The organism is Phenylobacterium sp. SCN 70-31, assembly GCF_001724605.1.
GTDB lineage: Bacteria > Pseudomonadota > Alphaproteobacteria > Caulobacterales > Caulobacteraceae > Phenylobacterium.
In genome coordinates this window covers 1-18,573 of sequence record NZ_MEEX01000004.1, presented here as the reverse complement: position 1 = coordinate 18,573, position 18,573 = coordinate 1, and the positions used below count along the sequence as shown (strand labels likewise).

General features: G+C 67.8%; 16 protein-coding genes. 7 read left to right on the top strand and 9 right to left on the bottom strand.

Annotated features, from left to right (window positions below):
• Positions 1 to 42 precede the first annotated feature (42 nt).
• From ABS78_RS02385 to ABS78_RS02365, 5 genes are all read left to right on the top strand, one after another.
• Entirely contained in the window at positions 43 to 2,220 is a 2,178-nt protein-coding gene (locus tag ABS78_RS02385) for a TonB-dependent receptor (protein WP_293374523.1), read from the top strand.
• 86 nt (positions 2,221 to 2,306) lie between these two features.
• Positions 2,307 to 3,035 carry an SDR family oxidoreductase gene (locus ABS78_RS02380; RefSeq protein ID WP_293374521.1) on the top strand — a complete coding sequence of 243 codons (729 nt, stop codon included), beginning with the start codon at positions 2,307 to 2,309 and terminating at the stop codon, positions 3,033 to 3,035.
• A 65-nt stretch (positions 3,036 to 3,100) separates the two neighbouring features.
• Positions 3,101 to 3,967, top strand: a complete 867-nt coding sequence (locus ABS78_RS02375) for a VOC family protein (protein ID WP_293374519.1) — start codon at positions 3,101 to 3,103, stop codon at positions 3,965 to 3,967.
• Positions 3,968 to 4,062: 95 nt separating this feature from the next.
• Positions 4,063 to 5,400, top strand: a complete 1,338-nt coding sequence (locus ABS78_RS02370) for an MFS transporter (RefSeq protein ID WP_293374518.1) — start codon at positions 4,063 to 4,065, stop codon at positions 5,398 to 5,400.
• 114 nt (positions 5,401 to 5,514) lie between these two features.
• Entirely contained in the window at positions 5,515 to 5,835 is a 321-nt protein-coding gene (locus tag ABS78_RS02365; protein WP_293374517.1) for a 2Fe-2S iron-sulfur cluster-binding protein, read from the top strand.
• Positions 5,836 to 6,077: 242 nt separating this feature from the next.
• Here the strand turns inward: ABS78_RS02365 and ABS78_RS02360 are convergent, their stop codons facing one another.
• From ABS78_RS02360 to ABS78_RS02350, 3 genes are all read right to left on the bottom strand, one after another.
• A complete protein-coding gene (locus ABS78_RS02360; protein WP_293374515.1) occupies positions 6,078 to 10,325 on the bottom strand; it encodes a strawberry notch-like NTP hydrolase domain-containing protein in 4,248 nt (1,415 codons plus the stop codon).
• A gap of 267 nt (positions 10,326 to 10,592) precedes the next feature.
• Complete coding sequence (locus ABS78_RS02355; RefSeq protein ID WP_293374513.1) at positions 10,593 to 12,629, bottom strand: ParB N-terminal domain-containing protein; 2,037 nt, start codon at positions 12,627 to 12,629, stop codon at positions 10,593 to 10,595.
• A complete protein-coding gene (locus ABS78_RS02350; protein WP_293374511.1) occupies positions 12,607 to 13,611 on the bottom strand; it encodes a toprim domain-containing protein in 1,005 nt (334 codons plus the stop codon). Before ABS78_RS02350 ends, ABS78_RS02355 begins: the two co-directional genes overlap by 23 nt.
• A gap of 118 nt (positions 13,612 to 13,729) precedes the next feature.
• Here ABS78_RS02350 and ABS78_RS02345 point away from each other — a divergent pair, with 118 nt between their 5' ends.
• Positions 13,730 to 13,948, top strand: coding sequence for a hypothetical protein (locus ABS78_RS02345; protein ID WP_293374509.1), 219 nt, complete (start codon positions 13,730 to 13,732; stop codon positions 13,946 to 13,948).
• A 16-nt stretch (positions 13,949 to 13,964) separates the two neighbouring features.
• Here the strand turns inward: ABS78_RS02345 and ABS78_RS02340 are convergent, their stop codons facing one another.
• A complete protein-coding gene (locus ABS78_RS02340; protein WP_293374507.1) occupies positions 13,965 to 14,141 on the bottom strand; it encodes a hypothetical protein in 177 nt (58 codons plus the stop codon).
• A 636-nt stretch (positions 14,142 to 14,777) separates the two neighbouring features.
• Here ABS78_RS02340 and ABS78_RS02335 point away from each other — a divergent pair.
• Complete coding sequence (locus tag ABS78_RS02335; protein ID WP_293374505.1) at positions 14,778 to 15,026, top strand: hypothetical protein; 249 nt, start codon at positions 14,778 to 14,780, stop codon at positions 15,024 to 15,026.
• A gap of 252 nt (positions 15,027 to 15,278) precedes the next feature.
• Here the strand turns inward: ABS78_RS02335 and ABS78_RS02330 are convergent, their stop codons facing one another.
• The 5 genes from ABS78_RS02330 to ABS78_RS02310 form a co-directional block, all read right to left on the bottom strand.
• Positions 15,279 to 16,634 (bottom strand): hypothetical protein, encoded by a 1,356-nt coding sequence (locus ABS78_RS02330; protein WP_293374503.1) that lies wholly within the window; start codon positions 16,632 to 16,634, stop codon positions 15,279 to 15,281.
• 2 nt (positions 16,635 to 16,636) lie between these two features.
• Positions 16,637 to 17,158 carry a Mov34/MPN/PAD-1 family protein gene (locus ABS78_RS02325; protein WP_293374501.1) on the bottom strand — a complete coding sequence of 174 codons (522 nt, stop codon included), beginning with the start codon at positions 17,156 to 17,158 and terminating at the stop codon, positions 16,637 to 16,639.
• The gene (locus ABS78_RS02320; protein ID WP_293374499.1) at positions 17,112 to 17,597 is read right to left on the bottom strand and encodes a hypothetical protein; all 486 of its coding nucleotides are present in this window, start codon (positions 17,595 to 17,597) and stop codon (positions 17,112 to 17,114) included. Before ABS78_RS02320 ends, ABS78_RS02325 begins: the two co-directional genes overlap by 47 nt.
• 3 nt (positions 17,598 to 17,600) lie before the next feature.
• A complete protein-coding gene (locus ABS78_RS02315; protein ID WP_293374497.1) occupies positions 17,601 to 18,086 on the bottom strand; it encodes a hypothetical protein in 486 nt (161 codons plus the stop codon).
• A gap of 83 nt (positions 18,087 to 18,169) precedes the next feature.
• Positions 18,170 to 18,573 (bottom strand): hypothetical protein (locus ABS78_RS02310; protein ID WP_293374484.1); only part of this gene is annotated, 404 nt, incomplete at its 5' end.

Sequence of the window (18,573 nt, the reverse complement as noted above, 5' to 3'; positions counted from 1 at the left end):
AATGAAAGGGGAAACGACATGGGACATCGGGGCAGATCATTAGTGTTCGGCGCCGCGATCGTGAGCGGATCTGTATTCGCTTACGCCGATTTGGCGACGGCGCAAGTCGTTGCCGGCAGCACCGCCGACGCGGCGCCCTCTGCAGCGCTCGAAGAGGTCGTCGTTACTGCGACTCGGAGAGAGGAGCGCCTGCAGGAGGTGCCTATCTCTGTCAGCGCCGTAACGAGTGACGCCCTCGCCGCGAGCGGGGTTACCGATGTCCGTCAAGTGATGTTTGCTGTGCCAGGCTTCACCGGCGGGCGCAATTTCGGGGTCTTGCAGCCCTCGATCCGTGGCGTCGGATCCACGGGCAACTCGCCCGGAGACGAGTCGAACGTCGCGATCTATGTGGACGGCATCTATCAGCCGCACGCCAATGGCAACATTGTTGATTTCGTTGCGGTTGATCGCGTCGAAGTGCTGCGTGGGCCCCAAGGTACGCTGTTCGGCCGCAACGCCACGGGAGGCCTCGTAAATATCATTACGCCGGATCCGAAGTTTACATCGGAGGGCCGGCTGATCGGCCAGTACAGTCGGTTCCATGGCGCGGACAATGTTGGCGTGAGAGGATACATCACCGGGCCACTCACCGAGAATATCGCAGCTGATCTTGGCATCCTCTACTCGGACTCAGACCCCTACATTGATGATCTCGTGCGAGGCGGGCGGCTTGGCGACGCGAGGAGCTTGAACGCGAGGGGAAAAATTCTCTTCAAGCCGAACGACCAAATGCAAGCCATTCTGACGATGGGGTTTGCGGACCAGCGGGGAGGCAATGGCAACATCATCGGGCCCCTCGATGGGAACACGTCCGGCAATGTGCTCGCCGGCAACGTCCTGCCTACGGACGCATATTCTGTTGCTCTCAGTCTTCGCCCCCGGCTTGAGGTGAAGCAGTCCACCTTTGCCCTACGCACCAAATTCGATCTGGGTTGGGCGGGGCTTGAGACCAGCAGTGGGTACCTGCGCGACAAGGTGTTGCAGCTTTCCGATACCGACGCGTCCCCGGCTGTAGTTTCGCAAAACTTGACTCAAATATACACGTCGGCGTGGAGCCATGAGGCGCGGCTGCTTTCGCAGGGTAGTGATAAGTTCAAGTGGATCGTGGGAACTTATTACTACTACATGCGCGGACGAGCGCGTTCCGACGGCGTCAGCGGTATACCGCCAACGTATTCGCAAGCGCGTCTGACACTGATTGAGCCCAACGTCCGCGTCACGTCGCTCGCGGCTTTCGGTGAAGGGACGTACGAGGTCACAGACGCCCTGAGACTCACTCTGGGCGCGAGATTCACGCAAGAAAACCGCCACTTTACCCAGCGATTCAACGGCGCGCTGCCGTTTGCACCCCAGGCGGCCAAGGACAACAGCGTGACTTACCGCGCAACGGCGCAATACTTCTTCGCTCCGAGGTCCAACGTCTATGCGACGTTCAGTACGGGCTACAAGAGCGGCGTCTTCAACTCGTATTCCGTGGCGCCGAACTACGTTGATCCAGAAACGGTAGATTCGTTTGAAATAGGTGTGAAGTCTGACCCGTTACCGTGGCTCAGAACAAATCTCGCCGTATTTGACTATTCGTACGACGATCTCCAAGTTGTGGCGCGCGAACTCTCAGCGACGGGCCCAGCGACCTACGTCCTGTTGAACGCGGCGAAAGCGCAAATCCGCGGGCTGGATTTCGAGGTCCAAGCGGTGCTGGGTGAAAATCTCCGCATCGGCGCCACGGCCAACATTATGAAGCCGACGTACGATTCATTCCCGAATGCGCAGGTGTTTCAGCCCATCATCGCGCCAGGTGGCGGGCCGCCGCGCGGAAACCTCGCCACAACCGCTGACGTAACGGGAAATGATCTGATCCGTGCCCCGCGGCGGACGCTCGCGCTGACGGCGGATTGGACGCACGAGATGTACGGCGGAACGTTCGGCGTGAACATGTCGGCCTTCTGGAGTTCGAAGACTTACTACGACTTCGGAAACCGCATCAAGCAATCGGCTTACACCAGATTGAACGGCCAGATCTCATGGACGTCGCCAGACGATCAGCTTCGGTTACGAGTATTCGGCACGAACCTGACGAATGAAGTGATCATTCAGCAAGCAACGGCGACGCCAATTGCAGATCAGGTGACATACGAGCGTCCGCGAGAAGTCGGCGTGGCTCTGGAAGTTCGCTTCTAGTCCACCCTTAACGAGGTGTCGACGTGGCGAATGTGCCGCCTCGTCGACGCACTCCCCTTCCAGCGAGGTATGGCGTGTCGAGATCGTTGAGCGGCAAGGTCGCGTTGGTGACCGGAGCAGCGAGAGGCATTGGGCGTGCGACAGCCTTGAGGCTCGCCGCCGACGGTGCGGCCGTCGTTGTCAACTATCGTGCCAACAAGGCCGCCGCCACGGAGGTGCAGCGCGCCATTGCGGCGCATGGCGGCGAAGCGGCGATCATTCGCGCGGACGTTACCAAGCTGGACGAGATCGACGCCTTGTTCGAGGCCGCATCTTCTCGATTTGGACGCCTCGATATCCTCGTGAACAACGCTGGCGTCGGAGGAAGGAGCGCGTTCTCCACGACGGAGGAGGCGGCGTACGATAGCCTTTTCGCGATCACCAAGGGCGTGTTCTTCACGCTGAAGGCCGGCTTAACTCACGTTGAGGACGGAGGGCGGATCGTTAGCATTTCGACGGGCTTGACGCGGGGATGGGCGTCCGGCGCCGCGGCTTATGCAGGCTCGAAGGCGGCGATTGAGCAGTTTTCGCGGGCGCTCTCGAAGGAGGCAGGTCCGCGGCAGATCACCGTGAACGCCATCTTGCCCGGCGTGATCGAGACGGACATGACCGCAGGGATGGCGGAGGAGGTCCGGTCCGCTGCCCGGTCGCAAACCAGCTTCTCAAGACTGGGCCAACCTCGGGATATCGCCGACGTCGTGGCCTTTCTCGCCTCCGACGACGCTCGATGGATTACGGGCCAGATGATCGTCGTCAATGGGGGCAGCACGCCCTAGCCGTTTGGACCGGGTGAGCCGAAGCAAGAGATTTTGCGAAGACTACTGCGCACAGGAGCAAGCGAATGGGCATCGTTGCACTAGGTTACATTGGCCTCGAGGTAAGTGATCTGGGGGCGTGGAGCCGCTTTTCCGAAGACGTTCTTGGCCTCATGCGAGCTGGCGAGGCCGGACATCGCTACAGGATCGACTCGCAGGCCTGGAGGATCTCGCTTCAACAGGGAGATGGCGACGACCTCTCGTACGCGGGGTTCGAGGTAGCCGACGCGGCCGCTCATCAGGCGTTGCGCGAACGTCTCGCCCAGGCCGGCTTCGTTCCCTCATCGGCCGATGCCCAGCTCATTGCCGAGCGGGGGGTGACGGACCTCTTTTACTGCCAGGACCCCGATGGCCTGCGGGTCGAAGTTTACTACGGCCCCACCCTCGCGACGGAAGCGCCGTTTACATCTCCTGTTGGAGGCGCGGGCTTTGTTGCCGGCGAGCAGGGTCTGGGCCACATCGTTCTGACGACATCGCGGATGGAGGCCACGCGGGCCTTCTACCAGGATGTTTTGGGCTTCCGTCTGTCGGACATCATCCGGATGCGCCTCGGCGATGCGGGCGCCATGGACCTAGAATTCTTCCACTGCAATCCGCGACATCATACGCTGGCGCTCGTCCCGATGGGTGCGCCAAAGCGGCTTCTCCACTTCATGCTGCAAGCGCGCGTCCTCGACGACGTCGGCTTTGCGCTCGATCGGGTTGCGGCATCCGGCGCGCCGCTCGCGCAAACGCTCGGGCGGCATACGAATGATCAGATGGTCTCATTCTACGTCAAGACACCTTCCGGCTTCGAGGTCGAGTACGGTTGGGGTGGTCAGGAAGTCAATGAAGATCTGTGGAGAGTAGTGCGTCACGATAAGCCAAGCATTTGGGGTCACAAGCGTGTCTGAGGCAGTATCTTCCTCGCCCGTGAGCTTGCCCGCCTTCATGAACCCGCGAGGCGCCCTCACGAGGACGATGATCCCGCGCTCCTGCGAGGGTGTAGATGGGCGAGCTTAATGTTCCACGCGAACCGCGGAGCGTGTCCCCGGCATATCGTCGATATGTCGTCTGGCTGCTGTTTTTGATTGCTCTGATCAATTTCTTCGATCGCCAGATCATAAATATTCTTGCCGAACCCATTAAGCACGACCTCGGATTGGCGGATTGGCAACTGGGTCTGTTGACGGGATTTTCCTTTGCGGCGCTTTACACGTTCACCGGAATACCCATCGCAATAATTGCAGATCGAACGAATCGGGCTCGGATCATCTCTGGGGCCTTGCTGTTCTGGAGCGTGTTCACGGCCATCTGCGGCTTGGCGCAGACCTTCACTCAACTGCTGCTCGCGCGCCTCGCCGTGGGGTTGGGGGAGTCGGGATGTCAGCCGCCTTCCCTCTCGTTGATTTCCGACTACGTGCCTAAAGAAGAGCGATCGTCTGCGCTGGCTCACTACTCCCTAGGAATAACCGTAGGCGGCCTCTTCGCCCTCGCTGCAGGAGGAATACTAGCCGATCAGTTCGGCTGGCGGGTCGCATTCTATGTTGCGGGCGCGCCTGGCGTAGTCTTAGCAATCGTCGCCCTGCTCACACTCAAGGACCCGAGATCCGGTCGAGGGGCGACGGGTGAAGGGGTTCGTCCCGTAAGAGACACTCTCGCGGAGCTCAGTCGAACAAAGATCATCTGGTGGCTCTATGCTGCATCTGCGGCGAAGGGGATGATCAGCTATGGCCAGGTTGCATTCCTCGGATCGTTTTTACTTCGCGTTCATGGCGAGAGCCTCCAACAGGCTTCGTCCCGCCTCTCGGAACCGTTGCAGCTGGACCTGGGGCCACTTGTGCTGGTCGGCTTGGCTCTGGGGCTCATCTCAGGTGTGGGCGGGATCACGGGAACTTGGTGGGGCGGTCGATTGGGCGATCAGGTCATGCAACGCCGTCCGGAAAGGCTGCTTCTCATCCCGGCGATCGCGACGCCGCTCGCTGTGCCCTTCCAAGTCGCAGCCTTTCTGGCGCCCAATGGCTGGCTCGCGATCGCTCTCTTGATCCCGCCAGCCTTGCTGCACGCAATGTGGCTTGGGCCGACCTTCGCGGCTCTTCAAAGTGTCGTACGGCCAGACAGCCGAAGCACGGCCGCGGCGATTCAAGCCACCTTTGTTCTATTTATCGGCCTCGGACTCGGCCCACTGCTGGTCGGTGCCCTAAGCGACACACTGGCCGACGGGGTGGGGCTCGGTTCGGCAGAAGGCGTGCGCTGGGCGCTGATTGCACTCTCCATGGTGGCGTTCGTGGCAAGCTGGCTGTTCTACGTTGCAGCCGGGCGGCTCAAGGCGTCGCTGGTAAGCTGAGCCCGCGCAGCCTCGAGCTAGACCAAGTCGAAGCTCGTGAGGTGGCCTTCCGTCGATCAGAATTCAGTTACGACCCGACGGACGGTGCAGCCCGTGGATCGGCAAGGGAGCAGGATGGTCAAGATCACCTATATCGCCCACGACGGTGGCGTTCAGACCGTTGATGCAAGACTTGGCGCTTCGCTGATGGAGGTGGCGGTCAAGAACAACATCCAGGGGATCGCCGGTGACTGCGGGGGCGCCTGCGCTTGCGCGACCTGTCACGTCTATGTCGACCGGGCGTGGATGCAGAGAATTGGCGATCGTTCATCGGTTGAGGAGGCCATGTTGGAGTTCGCTGAAGGCGTCGAGGCGAACAGCCGTCTCGCATGCCAGATCACCGTGGGCGCAGCCCTCGACGGGCTTGTCGTCCATCTGCCGCCAAGTCAGCATTAGCAACAGAAGGAAGGTTTGGCTCACTTCTGCGCAAAAGATCGCGACTGACCAAGCGGGCTCAACACGACGAAGCCTGCGGCAGCATCGACAGGCGATCCCGTTCGAGATGACTTGGAACGAGCTGAGCCGCCGGCATCACCCGGCTACGTCCGCCTGAGCGTTGCCCGCACCGTCCGGGGGGGCCGGGTGCGCAGACGGCTTGGCGTCGGTCGAGCCGATCGCGGCTGCGCCTGGCCTGGAAACTAAGTGCGAGGCGCCAGCACCTGCACGACAGCGTGGCGGCGCAGCACCGCCTCCGTGACGTCGGTCCGGTCGGCCGGCACGAAGACCCGCAGCGTGTAGGCGATGATCTCGGTGAAGCAGCCCAGCGCGACCAGCGCGGCGCGGTCGCCGGCGCCGCCCACAACCTCGACCCGCCAGCGGTCCATGACCCGCGCGCGGCGCAGCCACATCCCGCCGGCCAGACCCAGCTGCACGTTGCGCTCAAGCACCTCGCGCAGCACCAGCCCCCCGTCGGCCCAGGCTTCAGCGAGGGACGTTACGCCCAACGCCCCCTTCAGCGCGGCGACCTGCGACGGATCGAGCACGCGCCCCAGCCAGCGCCGCCCGTCCGGCGCCTTCACGCGCCGCACCTGAGCGCCCTTTGCCGGCAGGCGGGCCCACACGGGGAGCAGCAGCCCCGTGGCCAGCGTGATCTCACGGGTGCGCCAGGGGTCGGTCGTGGCGATCTCGGCCTCCCAGACGGCGCGCCAGGCCGAGGGCTCGGCCGGCGCCCAGGCCGACTCCTCGAACGCCTTGGCGGTCTCGAGCGACTTGCCGTCAGGCCGCCGAAGGCGCACCGCCGGCAGCAGGCGATCCTCTTCATCGGTGGTCGTGAGACCGACCTCCACCAGCGCGGCGCGCCCTGAGCGCCCGTTGACCGCCAGCACCGCCGCCTCGCCCAGAACCTCGGCCATCGCCAGCGCCTCATCCGCCGAGAGCAGCTCGCGTCGCGTGCGCAGGGCAAACCCCACGAGCCGCGTCTCCGCGCCCGTGGCGGGATCCGTGCGCACCACCTCCTCGGATACCACCTCCAGGTCCTCGGCGACGATATCCTCGACGCCGTGGTCGAGCTCTCCGGCGGCGGCGGCGCGCTCGACGATGCCGGACAGAATCTTCTCGTAGTCCGCGAAGAGGGCGTTCTGGTCGGCGATCCGCAGCGCCAGCAGCCGGTTCAGGAAGGTGGTGATCGGCGGCAGGTCCTCGTGACTCTTCAGCAGGCCCTCGCTGTCCAACAACGAGAGGCCAGTCTTGGCCTGGAACTCCTCCAGCGACATGCAGCTGAGCTCGCCAAAAGCCAGCGCCCGATAGAGCACGAGCAGCGCGCGTCGCGCCCACGGGCTCTCAAGATTGTCCTCGGCGCGAAAGAGGCCGGCGCCGGCGACGCGGCGCTCGCCCCGTGTCAGAGCGCCCAGCGAGTCCAGCCGCCGCGCGATGGTGGACAGGAACCGCTTCTCGCCCACGATGTCGGTGGTCGCCGGCCGGAACAGCGGGGCCGAGGCCTGGTGAGTGCGATGCGTGCGCCCCAGGCCCTGGATGGCCGCATCAGCGCGCCAGCCCGGCTCGACCAGGTAGTGCACGCGGCGCTCTCGGTTCACCGCATCGAGCGCGGCGTGATAGCTGCGCCCCGTGCCGCCGGCGTCGGAGAACACCAGCACGCGCTTGCGTCCGTCCATGAAGGCGTCGGTCTCGGCCTTGGCGGCGGAGGGTCCGCGCCGTTCCACGACGCGCCGGCCCTCACGCATCACCACGCGCTTCGAGCGGCCGGTGATCTCGGCCACCGCGCCGGTCCCGAAGGCGTCGAGCAGCGCATCGAGCACGCCGGGCACCGCCGGCAGCGACGCCAGACCCGCGATGGTCTCGTCGCGCAGCCGCAGCGCCTCCTGGCTGTGCACCGGGCGGCCCTCGTTCATGACGGGGACCAGCGTGACCTCGCCGTCCTCGCCCTCGATCGCCTCCATCAACGCGGTGGGGAAGGCGCCGCGAAGATAGTCGAGGACATACTCCTTCGGCGTCAGGTCGATCGACAGGTTGGACCATTCCTCCGGCGGGATGTCCGCCAGGCGGCGGTTCATCACCGCTTCGTTGGTCGAGACGATCTGCACGACGACCGAGCGCCCACCCGCGAGGTCCTTGCGGATCGAGGCGACGAGGCTAGGGGCCTTCAGCCCGGCCAGCAGGTGCCCGAAGAAGCGCAGCTTGGCGCTCTCGAAGGCCGAGCGCAGCGCGCTCATCGCCTGGCCGCTCTGCACCTTGCCCTCGTCGTCCACGACGCCCACGGCCTTCAGCGCCTCGCCGAGATTGGCGTGGATGACCTGAAAGGCGTCGGCCCAGGCGTCCCAGATCGCCACGTCGTCCGTGGTGAGCGGGTGCTCGAGCGGCTCGTACTCGACGCCCTCGAACGACAGGCTGCGCGCCACGTAGAGGCCCATGGCCTTCAGCTCGCGCGCGACGAGCTCCATGAAGGCGATGCCGCCGGCCTCGGCGGCGTCGAGGAAGTCCGCCCGCGTCGCGAAAGGCGCCTCGGGCCCGCCCCACAGCCCCAAGCGCGAGGCGTAAGCCAAGTTCGCCGGCTCGGTGGCGCCGGTGGCGGACACGTAGAACACCCGCGCGTTCGGCAGACGGTTCTGGAGCGCGAGCCCGGCGAGCCCCTGCAGGGAGGCCTTCTTCGGGCCACGCGCGCCCGCGCCGCCGGCCGCGCCGCCCATGGCGTGGGCCTCGTCGAAGACGATCGCACCGTCGAAGTCGGCGCCCAGCCAGGCCACGATCTGGTCGAGCCGCGACGGACGTCCACCGCGCGCGGGCTGGCGCAATGTGGCGTAGGTCGAGAACAGGACGCCGCGGTCCAGCCGGATCGCCTCGCCCTGCTTCCAGCGCGCTTGCGCCACCACGTCGTGTACCGAGCCGCCGATCGCCTTCCAGTCGCGCTGCGCGTCCTCGAGCAGCGCCTCGTTGCGCGACAGCCAGAGCGCGCGCACGCGGCCCTGGGCCATGTTGTCGGCGATGACGGCGGCCACCTGCCGGCCCTTGCCGGCGCCGGTGCCGTCGCCGAGGAACATGCCTCGGCGGAGCGAGAACGCGTCCGCCTCATCCTCCCGCGCAAGCCGCACATCGTGGACCGCCTCGCCGAGCATCCAGCGACCCGGCAGCAGCGAACCATGCGCCTCGCCGGCATAGACCACGGTCTCGGCCTGGGCGTCGGAGAGACGGCCCTCGTCCTGCAGACCCGCAGGCAGCAGGGGGCGATAGCTGGGCGCCGGGGGTGCGACGGACGCCATCGCCCCGGACTCCACCAAGGGCGTCGGATGCGGCCGAGCGGTCGCAAACGTGATCCGCCCCGGCCGCCAGGCCTGGTAGAGCCCCACGTCGCGGCCCTCGCCGGACCAGTCGCAGAGGTCGTAGGCGAGCGGTGAGGCCCCCTCCAGGAACCGCAACGCCACGGCGGGGCCGCCGGGACCCCGCGCGCGCAGGGAAAGTCCCACCGGCGCGGCCCGCGCCACACGCACCTGCGCGGTCGGTCGCGCCGGCAAGGCTGCGGCCCAGGCCGCGGCCTCGCTCAGGTCAGCCGCGACGGCAACATCTTCAGCATCGGTCCCGCCACCGCGATCCAGAACGAGGAGGCCCGTGTCGACGCTTGTCCCGTGCTTGAGGAACGCGCCGGCCGGCAGAGCGAGCGCGCCCACAACTCGGCTCCAGCGGCCGAGCAGCCCACGGAGCCCAGCGTCGTCCAAGGCCGAGGCCGGCACGATCGCCGCCAACCGTCCACCGTCCGCCAGGCACTGCAGCCCCGCCAGGAGATGTGAGCCCAGCCCCGCGAACGGCGGGTTCATGACGACGGCGTGGAACTGGCCCGCGTCCGGCAGCAGGTCTCCGAGGTGGGCAGCATCGAGCCGTGTCCGCGACGCGCCGCCGAACAGGCCGTCCAGCAGACCGGCCCGTCGGTCGCTGAGTTCGTTCAGCGCCAGCGACGCACCGCAGCCTTCGGCCAGCACCGCCAGCATGCCGACACCGGCCGACGGCTCCAGCACGCGGTCGCCGGGCCGCACCTGAGCGGCCAGCACCACGAGGGCCGCGAGCGGCGCCGGCGTCGAGAACTGGTCCAGCGCCAGCTGCTGTTCTGAGCGCCGGGTATGAGTGAGGCCAAGCGCGCTCAAGTCGGCCAAGGCCCCGACGATCTCGGCCGGCGCGTCCTCGAGCCGGGCGATCTGCGGCGCGATTCGGCGCACCTGCAGCACCATCGCCGCCTCGATGGCGTCGTAGGCGTCGCGCCAGTCCCAGGCGCCCTCCGCGTCGGTCGCCCCGAACGCGGTGGTCAAGACCGCCGACACCACCCGGCGCTCCAGCGGCCGGCCGCGGAAGAGGTGGGGCGCCAGCGCGCGGGCGGCGGCCAGCAGGTTGGCGGACCGGTCGTGGGCGGAGGTCTCGGCGAAGAGGGGCAGGGCGGCGTTCATGGCGGGGCTCCCGCCCGGCGCGGCCGGCTGGCGCGCCTTCCCGTCCGCCGGGCTCGCCCCGGCCCGCCCTTTCTCCTCGTCCCAGAAGGACGGCGCCGTCCCGGAGCGACCGGAACAGCGCCGTCAGCCGGCGGGCGCACCGCGGAGGGATCTGCCGCCCAGAGGCGCGGCGTGAGCGTCCAATCGTGCCCACCTCCCGGCGGCGTCCGCTCCAGGACGCCGGTCGCCGGGACGTTCGCGACGGGCATGCGCCGCCCGCAGGGAGGCTCAGGCGGCGATCGCCGACGCCCCGTCGTCGGGAGCGGGGTCAACCTCGGCCTCGGCCGCGTCCGGCGCAGGGTCGCCGGCGTCGAGCGTCTCCTCGTCTTCCGCCTCATCCGGCGGTTCGGCGGCCCAGGAGAGGTAGGCCGGCGCCCAGCTGCGCTCGGCGGCCCGCTCGGCCACCAGCGAGACCAGCTCGTCCTTCTTGGCCGCGCCGGCCCGGGTCTCGCCCTCGCCCATGGCCTCCAGCATGTCGAGCAGCTTGGCCTTGGGATGGGCGCCCAGGAAGGCCTCGTCCGGCGTCCAGTGGAGGGTGACGTCGGCCTGGCAGATCGCCGCGATCTCCACCGCCTCGGCCCGGGCGGCGCGGCGCACCTGGGTCGTGCGCTCCTCCCGCAGGTCCAGGCTCAGGGCGACGACCTCGGCCAACAGCGCCATCTTCTCGCCGTGGGGCAGGGCCGCCACCCAGGCGATCGGCGACAGCTCCGAGGCCTCCCAGGCCGCGCGCCGATCGGCGAGCCTTCGGCGCACGTCGCCATCCAGCGCCTCGATCGGCGTGACGCCGCGGCGGCTGTAGGCCTCGGCATCCAGGGAAAGCGCCCCGCCGCCGCGGCCCCGGCCCTGGCAAAGCACCACCACGCTGAACAGGCGCGCCACCACGGCGGTGAGCGCCGCGCCGGGATCGTCCGCCAGGGCCCGGATCAGCGCCCGGGTGGCGGTGTCGGTGCGCACCTCGTGCAGGGCATGGCCGACGCCGTCGAGCTCAGGCCCCGGGGCGACCGCCACCGGCGTCGCCGTGACGGCCGGGATCTCGCGCCGGGAAGGGAACGCGCCGCCCGACCCAAACGGGACGCCTTCGTCCTCGGCGGTCTCCCCGCCGTCGTCGTCCTCGACGACCGGCGCCGGCGGCCCGTAGGCGCGCAGGCCGAGCCCCGTGACGGTGTCGCAGAACACCTGCACGAAGCTCACCTCGCGCGCGGGCTCGCTGGCCAGGTCGGCGGCGAGCCTGGCCGCCAGGGCGGCGGCCAGCAGCGGATCGGCGTCGTCCGACGCCCAGTCGGCGTCCGCGAGCGCGACGCCGGCCTCGTGCTCGGCGTTCTGCAGCTCTTCCCAGGCCGCGAGGCCGTCGCTGTCGAGGCCCATGCCGTAGCTGGTCCCGAACGGCTCGAGTTCGGCGTCGTCGATCTCCGGGCACGCCACCGACACCCGCACCGGGGCGCCGAGGTCGCGCGACAGCGCCTCGGCGCGCGCGATCCAGGCCGACTGCAGGATCTCGGGGTCGAGCACCACGTCCGGCCGCTCTCCGAAGAGGTCGCTGTCGATGCGCCCACCGGCCGCCGCATAGCGGTCGGGACCGACGAGTCGGAAGCGCCGGTCGCGCGTGGTCACCTGGCCGGCGTCGAGCCGGTCGGTGATCCGCCACTCCTGGAAGCCCATGCCGTTCAAGGCCGCCTCGGCGATCTCGCCCTGCTCCTTCCGGTCGGGCAGACGGGCCAGGAGGCGGGCCTGACGCAGGTTCAGGCGGCCGGCGCGCAGCGCCTCGAGGGCCTTCGGGTGGAGGTCCGCCAGCGCGGCCAGCCGGCGCACCTCCAGTTCGGCGAAGCCGAGGGCGCCCGCGATCACGGCGAAGGTCAGCTTGGCCTTCAGCATCTTGCCGATCGCCACGATCACATCGGCCGGATGCACCGGTACGTGCTTGTTGGTGAGCACGATGGCGGCGGCCTGCCGGGCCGGATCGGTCTCGACAAACGCCGGCACAGGATAGGCGTCGGTGATCCGACCACTCTCCAGCAGCAACTGGAGCGCCAGCCAGCGGCGGCGGCCGTCCAGCGCCATGCCGGGCTTCTCCGTCTTGCCCCGTCCGGGCCGCACGGTCAGCGGCTGCAGCACGCCGGCGGCGAAGATGGTCTCCGCCAGTTCAGGGATCTCGTCGTCCGGCGCCTCACCGAAGCGCATGTTCTCGGGCGCGATCGCCACGTCGCGCAGCGCGAACGTCCTGGGCAGGCGTTCGGCGACCGGCTCAGGCACAGGGGTCTTGGGCATCGAGAGGCTCCCGCCCGGCCGGTCGGGACCTCCCCTCCGCGCTGGGCGCCTCCCTCGTCCCTTCCTTCATCTCCTCGGCGTCGTTCCAATCCCCGAACCCCTCCGGCGGCAACGCGAGCTGGGCCTCGCACCCCACAGACCGCAGCCGCGCCACCAGCATTGCGGCCGACCGCTCGCCGTCCGTCCCACGATCGCCGGCGACCACCACCCGCCGGACCCCGGCCGGCGCGATCCAGCGTCGCAGGTTGCTGGTCGACAACAGCGCCCAGCCCGGCAGCCCGAACCGGCGCATGGCCGAGAGCGTGGTGGGCACGCCTTCGCCGACCACCATCGCCTCGCCCACCAGCGCCAGCCGCACCGCACAGCCCGCCGGGAGCACGCCCACCATCTTGCGCGGCGGGCGCGCCGATTTGCTCCGACGTCCCTCCGAGTCGAGATAAGTCACCTCGACGGCGGTGAGCTCGCCCAGGTCCGTGCGCACCGCCGCCAGCAGGGCCGGCCGGTAGGGACCGGACCCTCGGTAGACGGCGGCGGGCGCGGCGGCATGCGCCCGCAACGCCCCGGCGTCGGCCAGGCCGGCATCGACGCCCCGCCGGGCCAGGTACATCGCCGCTGCCGCGCCTGACGCCAGCGGCCCGCCGCCGTCCCAGAGGCGCCGGGCGGCGGCGACCCGCTCCGCGCGCGTCGCCTCCACGGCGTCGTCCCGGCCAGCTCTCCCCGTGACCCCGCCGCCGTCCCGCAACCGGTTCTCGGCGTCGATCCAGCCCCGCGCGCGCAGGCCGTCGAGCACCTCCCGCCAGTCGCCCGCGCCGAAGCTGTGCACGACGACCCGCCCCGCCCGCAGCCACAGGGAGACGGAGCGGTCGGCAGCGCTGTGGCCGGGCGCTGGCAACAGCGCCCGGCGCCCGCCGGCGTAGACGTCGCCGCCGAAGGCGCGGGCCAGGGGCAGCAGGCTGGACGCGTCCCGCGATCGTGCCGGCATCGTGAGCCTCCCTTACAGCAACGTCCGCCGGCGCCGCCCTCCCTCCGACCTCCGACAGCCGGGTCGCGTCGAACCAACTTGCGAGCCAGGGATCGCTGTTCCATGGAGGCGCATGACGATGTCGCTCGATCAGGCGCTGCTCTACTTCGTCGACCTGCGCGTGCAGGTCCGCGGCAATCCGGCCGCGCGCGAGATCGTCGATCACTGCCTGGCGCTGCTCACGGCGGCGCGGACGGCCGACGCCGTGACGCTCCGCCGCCTGGACGCCGAGGTCGAGACCCTGCGACGGGAGCTCGAGACCCGCCTGGGCAAGCCTCGCCCCCTGAAGGTGCATTGAGCTCAGAGCGGGGCGGTCACCTGCACGGCCAGCACAGGACGATCCGGACCATCGCCCTGGCCTGGACCATAAGTTCGGCGACGACGCCGATGTGATGGGCGCAGGCCAGCGCCACGAGCCGGTTGAACTCCGCCACGCTGGCGTCGATCTCGGCGGCCAGGCGGCGAGGGTCAATGGGCTGCGGGATGGGCATTCGGCACAAGATCCTCGACAGCGTCGCGGCCAACCCCGCGGTCCCGACGTAGGCGCCCCTCGGGCTCGTCTCGGAGCCCCCGTATGAGCATTTGCATGCCCGTCGCCGCACCGGCGCTTCTCCTCCCGCCACGGACACCCTGGCCCGCCGGCTTCCCGGCGGTCGTCGTGCACACGCAGACCGCCTTGCGCGACCACCACCCCGACGCACACCAGATTGCGCTCTGACCTGAAACCCTGGCCGTGCCAAAGGAAAAGCATGGGGAAGCCCTCGAACAGTTCTGGCAGGAACAGCTTGGCCACGGGCTCGAGTGCCTCACCGACGTCGAGGGGCAAATCCTTGGTCGTGAGCCGTCCCTTGACGCCATCCAGGGTCGCTTGGCTCAAGCAGCAGTCGAAGCGCGTGGCCGAGGTGTCGAGCCAGCGTTCCGTCCTGGAGGTTAGCAAGAGTCCTTCCGCCGGGCTCAAGAGCGTCGCCGGGCGCGTGCTGAGCAGCCCGAAAGCCTCGAAGTCGGCCAAGTCCGCGGCGGCCGCGGTCCTAACGCAGCGGGTCTCCTCGCGCGCCAGCGGCGCAACGCTTGCGACGCCGAGCAAGCCTCACCATGTTCTGGCTTTGCTCCCGGCCGGGAGGGCGAACATGGCCAACGAGAAGACCAGTCGGAAGGCAGCTTCCGCTGCCGCGAAGGTATTGAGCAACCCCAAGTCCACGCCGGCGGCGAAGAGCGCTGCCGGCTCGGCGCTGACCCAGCGGGGCAGCACGGAAGTCACCGGCAAGGCGGCCGCGTCCAAGGCCGCGAAGGTCCTGTCGAGCCCGACCGCTTCGAAGGCGGCCAAGAGCGCAGCGGGATCGGCCTTGACGCAACGCCCCAGCAAAGGCCGCCGGTAGAGAAATCGCAAGCCTCGGCGGGGGCGGCGCCCAGGCGCTGGATCGCGCCTCAGCGGCGCTCAATCGACCGTGACGCTCAGGCGCTGGAAGGCGCTGACCCTCCAGAGCGACACCGCCAAGTATGAGCTCGACCGAGGTCCCGCCCCTGCCGGCTCCGCGTAGTGACGCGGTTTGACTCAACACGGACCTTCGGAGGGTCCGGTCGGGGGCTGCAAGCTAGACGGATCTCGCGCGGGCCGTGGCTCGGCAGGATCAGACGTCGACGTACCCGTGAGCATAAACGGGAGCGTCCACACGAACCTGGTCTGCCGCATCTGGGGCCAGAGTCGAGAGCGAGGCAACCTCCACACCGCGCCCGCCGTGAAGTCGTCGGAGCATCTCGGCGATGACCATCGTCGCCGCGATCAAACCAACAAAGGGAACTCCGACGGTACGGGACGCAAGTTGGGCAAGCCCGCAATCGTCCAGACCTTTGTCCTTCAAAGAGCTGTAAGCGGGGAGGCTTGAGGGGTCGAAGGTCTTCGTGCCGCTGGCGCGATCACGCCAGACTTCAGCCGAGGGGCGGGAGGCAGGCAGAGTGTGAATGGCTATGCTGCGGAACGCCTGGGGCCCCGCGCCAAGGCCGGCTTCAACCACTAGCGGGAAGCCGGCGCCGTCGAGCTGCGACCGCACCAGGAGGTTATCAACGCCGCACAAAGCAACGCCTGGATCGTCGGGCGACCACTTCGTAGCGGAGTTGAATCGCAACTCGTTGATCACGGTCGTAAACCCGCGATCGTCCAGCCAGTCGGCGACTGCGCGAGTCTTTTTTCGGCCGACCAGTTGAGGCGAAGACAGCAGCGATGTGCTGTCGTTTGACACGCCCACATGGTCGAAGTCCTGCAGGACGAGTTCGGGCGACTGGTCGCCCCTGTACGGTAGCGTCGCCAGCGACCAGGCGTAGGCCTGTCCGAGATTGCCAAGGCCGAGTAGCCACAACCTTGAAGGCAGGAACCTGAGGCGAGGCCCTTGGTTATCGGCGAGCCAGTCGGCTTGGAAGTTCCAGAGGCAGAGGCCGCAGGCGCGTCGGCCTGCGAGCTGGTGGTCGCCGGCGAAGTACGCGAACGCCTCGCTGACCGCGAACGCCGCAGCAAGCGCCGGTGTCAGGGCCATGGCCTGTTGGTCGAGAGGCGCCGCCGGCCATTCCGCCGGGATCACGCCGCCGCTCCAGCCCGACCAATGAAGCCGCCAGGCAGGTTGCGCGACACCAGGCGATCCGTCGCCAATGATGATGCAGGGACGACCGCCCGTCGGCGAGGAAGCCGCCAGGCCGCCCAGGGCCTTGACGGCGTCGACAAGCGACATGCTGGGCATCAGTCGGCCGATCGTCGGAACATCAAGTCTGCCAACAACCTCAACGCCGCCGAGAAACGTGCGGCGCGCGAGGTTCACGAAGGACAGCAAAGCGGTTTGCCCGTGGACGGTGGTGGCCGTCGTGTCGTCGATGTGAACCGTGACTGCGAACGTGTCGAGCAGAGCCAGAGCGTCCTCCGCTGAGGCCGCCTTGCCGCTGTCCATGAAGTACTTCGCGGTACGGTGAAGGGTCTCGTGGGTGATCGTGTCGGCCATCGTTAGATCCAGCGCGTGATGAGGAGGAAGTCCGGGGTGCGGGTAGGGCTTCGGTCGATCCACGCGTGGTCGCCGACGTATTCGAAGATGCCCAACCGCTGCATGTTGACGGGCTTGTTCGCGTAGTTCGGGACGATGATCGCGATGTGGCCCTGACGCGCGACCATAGGGTTGTCGCGGTCGGACCAGCTCTGAAAGGCCGCGCCCGGATGGGTGTGAACGTCGGCGACGACGCTGAGGCGGCGCTCACGACAAATCGACCAGAGTCTCGCGAAAGCGGGCGCGTGCAGGATGCAGACGCCGCTGGAATAGGCGGCGGGCTCGAGCTCGTCGTAGTAGATCGCTTCGCGCACTATGAGGCGATCGCCTCGCGGCTCGCCAAGCAAGAACGCTCCAGCCTCGTGCTGGTCTTCACCGCGGCGGTTCAGTTCACCGAGGATCGCCGACCAGCATTCAGGGTGGCAAAAGATACGATGATCAGGCGCCAATAGCGCCCGTATAGTCGCCTTGATTGAGAAGTTCATAGAGTTGTTCCACGTAACAGACGATGCCGCGCTCAGGATTCCAAAGGCGACTGGGGTGCTCGTGACGCCACTGATCATGTCCGGCGATCGACAGGCGATCGCAGGGTAGGTAGAGGCACTCGCCCTTCTTCCAGCCGGGCCGGAAGACCGAAGGCAGAATGGAACGACCGTTCGGCCACCGTCCGGCGGGCAGCGGCGCGTTGGCGTCGATATCCCAGGGACGGCCCGTCGGCAGGTTCTGCGGATAGCCGCTACATTCGAAGCGGAAGCCGTACTCGCTGGGCGAGTTCGGTCGCTCGGCAGCTGAGACAGCGATGATCACGTAGGGCCAGTCAGTGCTGACATGCCGCCAGCGGCCCTCGATCTCGCCGCACCGGTAGAGCGGCGCAGCGAGATCTCGGGAAAGCAGCAGCTCGTCCGGGCGAAGCGCCGCGTTCATGGCCTAGCCCTCGACGCGCTTCTCGGGGACGAAGTCGAAGCAGACCGCGCAGTCGTGCCCGGTGACCAGCTCGTGCAGCGGTGTGTCGCCGGCTGGACGGTCGGTCGAGTTGCAGAGTTGCAGGACGTGCTCGGCGGCGTCCGTCGGGCTGATCTTCAGCTTGTGGACGGCCCAGGCCTTCACCGTGCGGACGCGGGCGCCCGGCGGGAATGCGTGTTCGATCGTGCGGTCGAGGTAGTGCACGGTGGTCTTGACGCGCTGGCAGCGCGCCACGTGGACGCGGCAACCGTGCTTCAGACCGTGGACCGGCTTCCCGTGGTGCACGTGATCCTCGGCCTCATCGATGAAGACGAAGGTCTCGGGCGTGACCTCCAAGCCCAGGCGAACAAGCTCGGCGTGGAGGTCGGCGGCGGCGAGCGCCGGGGCGACCTCCGCTTCCGCAATCCCCGCACGGCCCTGCGCCTGAATGAAGATGGTGATGGTCGACATCAGAATTGCCTTTCTGGGCGCGGTGGGAGGAAGAGGCGCCCACCAAGGCAAGCGATGTCAGGAAGAGAAATCCGGGGCGGCCGTCAGGTCCCGCAGATGAAGTAGCAAGGGCAGCTCGGGCAGTAGCGGTTGTCGCTCGTGGGAGGGAACTCGCCCAGCTCAATCGCCTTGATGGCGTCGCTGTAGTTCTTGAGACTCTTCGGATCGTTTTTGGGCGGCGGGACCGGCACCGTCTCATCGGTCCCGGGATAGAAGGTCTCAAAGGAGACGCGACGGCCCGCATAGCGCTGCGCAGCACCGCGCCGTATTAGGGCGTAGATCTCGTTGTCGTGCTCGGACTTCGTCCTGCGGCCGGTGCGAAGGCGCTGGATGCGCACAGAGCCGTCGGGGGTGACGTGACCCCCGTTTCTCATCCAGTCGTAACGAGAGTCCTGGGTTGATCTGAGCCGTGCTCGGCGGGGGTTGCAAGAGGCCGGCGCGCGGAGAC

Excerpts from the sequence above, each read along its gene's own strand:
- ABS78_RS02375 (WP_293374519.1), top strand. The coding sequence starts at position 3,101 with ATGGGCATCGTTGCACTAGGTTACATTGGCCTCGAGGTAAGTGATCTG.
- ABS78_RS02370 (WP_293374518.1), top strand. The coding sequence starts at position 4,063 with ATGGGCGAGCTTAATGTTCCACGCGAACCGCGGAGCGTGTCCCCGGCA.
- ABS78_RS02365 (WP_293374517.1), top strand. The coding sequence starts at position 5,515 with ATGGTCAAGATCACCTATATCGCCCACGACGGTGGCGTTCAGACCGTT.
- ABS78_RS02360 (WP_293374515.1), bottom strand. The coding sequence starts at position 10,325 with ATGAACGCCGCCCTGCCCCTCTTCGCCGAGACCTCCGCCCACGACCGG.
- ABS78_RS02355 (WP_293374513.1), bottom strand. The coding sequence starts at position 12,629 with ATGCCCAAGACCCCTGTGCCTGAGCCGGTCGCCGAACGCCTGCCCAGG.
- ABS78_RS02350 (WP_293374511.1), bottom strand. The coding sequence starts at position 13,611 with ATGCCGGCACGATCGCGGGACGCGTCCAGCCTGCTGCCCCTGGCCCGC.
- ABS78_RS02345 (WP_293374509.1), top strand. The coding sequence starts at position 13,730 with ATGTCGCTCGATCAGGCGCTGCTCTACTTCGTCGACCTGCGCGTGCAG.
- ABS78_RS02340 (WP_293374507.1), bottom strand. The coding sequence starts at position 14,141 with ATGCCCATCCCGCAGCCCATTGACCCTCGCCGCCTGGCCGCCGAGATC.
- ABS78_RS02335 (WP_293374505.1), top strand. The coding sequence starts at position 14,778 with ATGGCCAACGAGAAGACCAGTCGGAAGGCAGCTTCCGCTGCCGCGAAG.
- ABS78_RS02330 (WP_293374503.1), bottom strand. The coding sequence starts at position 16,634 with ATGGCCGACACGATCACCCACGAGACCCTTCACCGTACCGCGAAGTAC.
- ABS78_RS02325 (WP_293374501.1), bottom strand. The coding sequence starts at position 17,158 with ATGAACTTCTCAATCAAGGCGACTATACGGGCGCTATTGGCGCCTGAT.
- ABS78_RS02320 (WP_293374499.1), bottom strand. The coding sequence starts at position 17,597 with ATGAACGCGGCGCTTCGCCCGGACGAGCTGCTGCTTTCCCGAGATCTC.
- ABS78_RS02315 (WP_293374497.1), bottom strand. The coding sequence starts at position 18,086 with ATGTCGACCATCACCATCTTCATTCAGGCGCAGGGCCGTGCGGGGATT.